This is a genomic window from Micromonospora sp. BL4, assembly GCF_003667505.1.
Classification (GTDB): Bacteria; Actinomycetota; Actinomycetes; order Mycobacteriales; family Micromonosporaceae; genus Micromonospora.
This window is the reverse complement of record NZ_RCVJ01000133.1, coordinates 1-6,651: the sequence shown is the minus strand read 5'-3', so window position 1 is coordinate 6,651 and position 6,651 is coordinate 1. Positions and strand designations below refer to the sequence as shown.

4 protein-coding genes are annotated in these 6,651 nt (G+C 70.7%); 3 read left to right on the top strand and 1 reads right to left on the bottom strand.

Features of this window, described 5'->3' with window-relative positions:
* Positions 1-277, bottom strand: a 277-nt coding sequence (locus EAD89_RS31055; RefSeq protein ID WP_147458807.1) for a glycogen/starch synthase, incomplete at its 3' end; no start/stop codon positions are given.
* Positions 278-611: 334 nt separating this feature from the next.
* Between EAD89_RS31055 and glgX the strand changes: the two genes are divergently transcribed.
* The 3 genes from glgX to treZ all read left to right on the top strand — a co-directional run.
* Positions 612-2,729, top strand: a complete 2,118-nt coding sequence (glgX, locus tag EAD89_RS15625) for a glycogen debranching protein GlgX (RefSeq protein ID WP_121676230.1) — start codon at positions 612-614, stop codon at positions 2,727-2,729.
* Between the two features lies 1 nt (position 2,730).
* Positions 2,731-5,052 (top strand): malto-oligosyltrehalose synthase, encoded by a 2,322-nt coding sequence (gene treY, locus EAD89_RS15620; protein ID WP_121676229.1) that lies wholly within the window; start codon positions 2,731-2,733, stop codon positions 5,050-5,052.
* Positions 5,052-6,651, top strand: a 1,600-nt coding sequence (treZ, locus tag EAD89_RS15615) for a malto-oligosyltrehalose trehalohydrolase (protein ID WP_121676228.1), incomplete at its 3' end; no start/stop codon positions are given. The genes treY and treZ, both read left to right, overlap by 1 nt.

Sequence of the window (6,651 nt, the reverse complement as noted above, 5' to 3'; positions counted from 1 at the left end):
CGGCGAATTCCTCCAGGGGTGCGCCTTCGGCGTGGCGGGTGACGACGGTGACCTCGTGGCCGGCGGCGGCGAGGGCGACGGAGAGGGCGTGGACGTGTCGGCCGAGCCCGCCGACGAGCACCGGCGGGTACTCCCACGAGAGCAGCAGGATGCGGCGGGTCTGCGGGGGCACCCCCGGGCCGGGCTGCGCCGGGAGCTGGGGCCGGGAGGTCAGGGTGGGTCGGTGGATCCGATCCGGGGTGGTAGCGAGCTGCTCGCCGACCCGCAGGGTCGTCACATCAATCTCCGTCCAGGCATGGTGGTACGCGCCGGCAGCGGTGGCGGCGTAAGGGGAGGTGGCGGGGTGGCCGAGGGCCGAGTGGGGCTGCGCGCGGGCGCGTGCCCCTGAACAAGCAAAGGGCATCGAACGCCGTTGCGCATCCTGAGAGGGGTCAAGGTGACGGAAGACACCTGATGGTCTGGTGCGCATCAGACAGGTGGATTCCGGGCATCGCCTGAAAGGATGGATTGGCGCGAGCGGGCGACGGGCAATACCGGCGTGCGTGCACGCGGCCGGTCCGCTGTGCGCTCATGACGCGGTGCGTCCATGACCATGGGTCTGAAGGAGCGACATGCAGGTCTGGCCGGGCGAGCGGTATCCCCTGGGCGCCACCTACGACGGGATGGGCACCAACTTCGCCATTTTTTCGGAGCTGGCCGAGCGGGTCGAGCTGTGCCTCTTCGACGAGTGGGACACCGGCGCCGAGCTGCGGGTCGAGCTGCGTGAGGTGGACGCGTACGTGTGGCACGCGTACCTGCCGGGGATCGAGCCGGGCCAGCGCTACGGCTACCGGGTGCACGGGCCGTACGACCCGGCGAACGGGCTGCGCTGCAACCCGCACAAGCTGCTGCTCGACCCGTACGCGAAGGCGATCGACGGCGACGTGGAGTGGGACCCGGCGGTCTACGACTACGACCTGGAGCACCCGGAGCGGATGTCGGAGACCGACTCGGCGCCGTTCATGCCGAAGTCGGTGGTGGTCAACCCGTACTTCGACTGGGGCAACGACAAGCCGCCGCGCACCCCGTACCACCACTCGGTGATCTACGAGGCGCACGTGCGCGGGCTTACCATGCGCCACCCGGACATCCCGGAGGAGCTGCGCGGCACGTACGCCGGCATCGCCTCCCCGCCGATGATCGAGCACCTGACCCGGCTGGGCGTGACCGCCATCGAGCTGATGCCGGTGCACCAGTTCATCCACGACAACCGGCTCGTCGACCTGGGGCTGCGCAACTACTGGGGCTACAACACCATCGGCTTCTTCGCCCCGCACCACGGCTACTCCGCCCTGGGCCGGCTGGGTCAGCAGGTGCAGGAGTTCCGCGGCATGGTCAAGGCGCTGCACGCGGCCGGCATCGAGGTCATCCTCGACGTGGTCTACAACCACACCGCCGAGGGCAACCACCTCGGGCCGACGTTGAGCTTCAAGGGGGTCGACGCCCCCAGCTACTACCGGCTCAGCGAGGAGGACCGCCGCTACTTCGTCGACTACACGGGCACCGGCAACAGCCTCAACGTGCGCAGCCCGCACTCCCTCCAGCTGATCATGGATTCGCTGCGTTACTGGGTGCAGGAGATGCACGTCGACGGCTTCCGGTTCGACCTGGCGGCCACCCTGGCCCGCGAGTTCTACGAGGTGGACCGGCTCTCCACCTTCTTCGAGGTGGTCCAGCAGGACCCGGTGGTCAGCCAGGTCAAGTTGATCGCCGAGCCGTGGGACGTCGGCCCCGGCGGCTACCAGGTGGGCAACTTCCCGCCGCTGTGGACCGAGTGGAACGGCAAGTACCGCGACACCGTGCGGGACTTCTGGCGCGGCGAGCCGGCGACCCTGGCGGAGTTCGCGTCCCGCATCTCCGGCTCCGCCGACCTCTACCAGGACGACGGCCGCCGGCCCTTCCACAGCATCAACTTCGTCACCGTGCACGACGGGTTCACGCTCAACGACCTCGTCTCGTACAACGACAAGCACAACGAGGCCAACGGCGAGGACAACCGGGACGGGGAGAGCCACAACCGGTCCTGGAACTGCGGCGTCGAGGGCGACACCGACGACGAGGCGGTGCTCGCCCTGCGCGCCAAGCAGCGGCGCAACTTCCTGGCCACCCTGATGCTGTCGCAGGGCGTGCCGATGATCGGCCACGGCGACGAGCTGGGCCGCACCCAGCGGGGCAACAACAACGCCTACTGCCAGGACAGCGAGCTGGCCTGGATCGACTGGGACAACGCCGACTCCCAGCTGCTGGAGTTCACCCGGACGCTCACCGCCTTCCGCAAGCGGCACCAGGTGTTCCGCCGCCGCCGGTTCTTCACCGGCCTGCCGGTCGGCGGGCGCGAGGTCGACGAGCCGCTGCCCGACCTGGCCTGGTACACCCCGGACGGGCGGGAGATGACCGGCGAGGACTGGGGCAACGACTTCGGCCGCTCGGTGGCGCTCTTCGTCAACGGCGAGGGCATCCGCGAGCGCGGCCAGTACGGCCAGAAGCACCACGACGCCTCGTTCCTGCTCTGCTTCAACGCCCACGACGCGCCGCTGGACTTCACCCTGCCCGGCAGCGAGTACGGCCAGAAGTGGGAACGCGTCGTCAGCACCGCCGAGCCCGAACCGGACGACGTCACGGTGATCAGCGCGGGAGGCAGCCTCCGGGTGCCGGACCGTTCCCTGGTGGTGCTGGAGAGGACGATCTGAGATGGCTGCCACCCCTCAGCCCGACCAGAAGACGCCGACGGCCACCTACCGGGTGCAGGTCCGCCCCGGCTTCGGCCTGGACGCCACCGCCGAGATCGCCGACTACCTGGCGGATCTCGGCGTCAGCCACCTCTACAGCGCGCCGCTGCTGACCGCCACCCCCGGCTCCGCGCACGGCTACGACGTGGTCGACCACCGCGCGGTCAACCCGGAGCTGGGCGGCGAGGCGGGTCGGCAGCGGCTGCTGCGGGCGCTGCGCGACAAGAAGCTCGGCCTGGTCGTCGACATCGTGCCCAACCACGCCGGGGTGGCCGTACCACCGGCCAACCCCGCCTGGTGGGACGTGCTGCGCCGGGGCCGCGCCTCCGCGTACGCCGACTGGTTCGACATCGACTGGGACCGGGGCCGGCTGCTGCTGCCGGTGCTGGCCGACGACCCGGCCGCCCTGAACGACCTGAAGGTGGTCGACGGGGAGCTGCGCTACCACGAGCACCGGTTCCCGATCGCCGACGGCACCGGCGACGGCAGCGCCCGCGAGGTGCACGACCGGCAGCACTACGAGCTGATCTCCTGGCGGCGCGGCGACGCCGAGCTGACGTACCGCCGGTTCTTCGCCGTTTCGGACCTGGCGGGGCTGCGGGTGGAGGACCCGGCGGTGTTCGCCGCCACCCACGAGCTGATCCTGCGCTGGGCCGCCGCCGGGGAGGTCGACGGCATCCGCGTCGACCACCCCGACGGGCTGCGCGACCCCGAGGGCTACCTGACCCGGCTGCGGGCCGCCGCGCCGGACGCCTGGCTGATCGTGGAGAAGATCCTGGAGTACGGCGAGGAGCTGCCGGACTGGCCGGTGGACGGCACCACCGGCTACGACGCCCTCGCCGCGGTCGGCGGGCTCTTCATCGACACCGACGCCGAGGGCGACTTCACCGTGCTGGACACCCGGCTGACCGGGCAGCACACCTCGTGGGAGGACCTGACCCACGCCACCAAGTTGGCCGCCGCCACCCGGCTGCTCGCCGCCGAGCTGACCCGGCTGGCCGCGCTCGCCCCCGACGTGCCGACCGAGCAGGCCCGCGCGGCGCTCGCCGAGCTGGCCGCCGCGTTCGCCGTCTACCGGGGCTACCCGCCGCACGGCGCCCGGCACCTCGCCGCCGCCCGCTCAGAGGCGGGCCGACGCCGCCCCGACCTGACGCTCGCCCTGGACGCGGTCACCCGCCGGCTGCGGGACCCCGACGACGAGCTGGCCCAGCGCTTTCCCCAGTTCACCGGCGCGGTGATGGCGAAGGGCGTGGAGGACACCGCCTTCTACCGGTGGAGCCGGTTCGTGGCGCTCAACGAGGTCGGCGACAGCCCCGCCCACTTCGGGGTGCCGCCGGCGGAGTTCCACCGCTTCGCCGCCGCCCAGCAGGTCCGTTGGCCGGCGAGCATGACCACCATCTCCACCCACGACACCAAACGCGGCGAGGACGTTCGCGCCCGCCTGGCCGTGCTCAGCGAGCTGCCGGGCCGCTGGGCGGAGCAGGTCAAGAGCTGGATGGAGTACGCCCCGCTGCCCGACCCCGCGTTCGCCCACCTGCTGTGGCAGACCGCCGTCGGCGCGTGGCCCATCGAACGGGAGCGGCTGCACGCGTACGTCGAGAAGGCCGCCCGGGAGGCGTCGACCTCGACCAGTTGGGCTGACCCCGACCCGGTCTTCGAGCAGGCCATGCACGCAGTGGTCGACCTGATGTACGACGACCCGAGCCTGCACGACGAGCTGACCGAGCTGGCGACCGCGATCACCCCGGCCGGCTGGTCCAACTCGCTGGGCCAGAAACTGGTGCAGCTCGCCATGCCCGGGGTCCCGGACACCTACCAGGGCACCGAGCTGTGGGACAACTCCCTCGTCGACCCCGACAACCGCCGCCCGGTCGACTTTCCCGTACGCCGGGAGCTGCTGGCACGCCTGGACGGCGGCTGGCGTCCCCCGGTGGACGACAGTGGCGCCGCGAAGCTGCTCGTGGTCTCGCGGACCCTGCGGCTGCGGCGGGCGCACCCGGAGCTGTTCACCGGCTACCGGCCGGTGCCGGCGCACGGGCCGGAGGGGCGGCACGCGGTGGCCTTCGACCGGGGCGGCGCGATCGCCGTGGCCACCCGGCTGCCGCTGGGCCTGGCCCGAGCTGGCGGCTGGTGTGACACAGTCCTGTCGCTTCCCGTTAACGAGGTGAAGGACCTGTTCACCGGCCGGGTCTACAGTGGCGGGGAGACCTCCGTGGCCGATCTGCTGGCCGACTATCCCGTCGCACTGCTGGCTCCTTCCACCGCTTCCGTGGAGGCTGCGTGATGACCGAATTCACCGTGTGGGCGCCGGACGCCACCCGGGTCCGGCTGCGCCTGCCCGGCGACGGCGACCACGAGATGCGCGCCGCCGCCGACGGCTGGTGGCGGGTCGAGGTGCCCGACGCCGGGCTCGACTACTCCTTTCTGCTGAACGACGACGAAACCCCGCTGCCCGACCCCCGGTCGCCGTGGCAGCCTGCTGGTGTGCACGGGCCGAGCCGACGCTACGACCACGCCGCCTTTGCGTGGTCCGACAGCTCGTGGACAGGCCGGCAACTGCCCGGCAGCATCCTCTACGAGCTGCACATCGGCACCTTCACCCCGGAGGGCACCTTCGACGCGGCCATCGACCGCCTCGACCACCTCGTCGAGTTGGGCGTCGACCTGATCGAACTGCTCCCGGTCAACGCCTTCAACGGCGAACACAACTGGGGGTACGACGGTGTCTGCTGGTACGCCCCACACCAGCCCTACGGCGGCCCGGACGGCCTGAAACGGCTCGTCGACGCCGCCCACGCCAAGGGGCTGGGGGTGATCCTCGACGTCGTCTACAACCATTTCGGGCCCTCCGGGGCCTACGCGCCGCGGTTCGGGCCGTACCTCGCCGAGCAGAGCAACAGTTGGGGCCGCTCGATCAACCTGGACGGCCCGCACTCCGACGAGGTACGCCGCTACATCATCGACAGCGTGCTCATGTGGCTGCGCGACTACCACGTCGACGGCCTGCGCCTGGACGCCGTGCACGCCCTGCCCGACTCGCGGGCCGTTCCGATTTTGGAAGAGCTGGCCGTTTCCGTTGAGTCGTTGTCGACGCACCTCGGGCGGCCGTTGTCGCTGATCGCCGAATCCGACCTCAACGATCCACGGCTGATCACGCCTCGGGAGGCTGGTGGGTTCGGGCTGCACGCCCAGTGGAACGACGACGCCCACCACGCGCTGCACACGTTGTTGACGGGGGAGCGGCAGGGGTACTACGGCGACTTCGGGTCCCTCGAAACGCTGTCGGACGTGCTGACCGGGGGGTTCTTCCACGCGGGCACCTGGTCGAGCTTCCGTAACCGGCACCATGGGCGGCCTCTGGACTCGCGGGTGCCTGGGCATCGGCTGGTGGCCTATTTGCAGAACCATGACCAGATCGGGAACCGGGCTACCGGGGATCGGATCTCGGCTTCTTTGTCGCCTTCGTTGCTGCGGGTGGGGGCGGTGTTGCTGCTGACCGCGCCCTTTACGCCGATGCTGTTCATGGGGGAGGAGTGGGCGGCTTCTACGCCGTGGCAGTTCTTCACGTCGCATCCGGAGCCGGAGTTGGCGTCTGCTGTGGTGGACGGGCGGCGGCGGGAGTTCGCGGCGCACGGATGGCCTGAAGGGGACGTGCCCGATCCGCAGGACCCGCAGACGTTTGTGCGGTCGCGGTTGGACTGGGCGGAGCTGGACAAGCCTGAGCATCGGGAGATGTTGGCGTTCTACCAGCGGTTGATTGCGCTGCGTCGGTCGCTTCCTGACTTGTCGGATCCTCGGTTGCACGCGGTTTCTGTGCAGCATGGGGATCAGTTCCTGCTGATGCGGCGGGGGGAGACGCTGGTTGTGGCGAACCTGGCTGGGC

What these genes read in the sequence shown, in the direction of transcription:
- glgX (WP_121676230.1), top strand. Translation starts at nt 612, where the DNA reads ATGCAGGTCTGGCCGGGCGAGCGGTATCCCCTGGGCGCCACCTACGAC.
- treY (WP_121676229.1), top strand. Translation starts at nt 2,731, where the DNA reads ATGGCTGCCACCCCTCAGCCCGACCAGAAGACGCCGACGGCCACCTAC.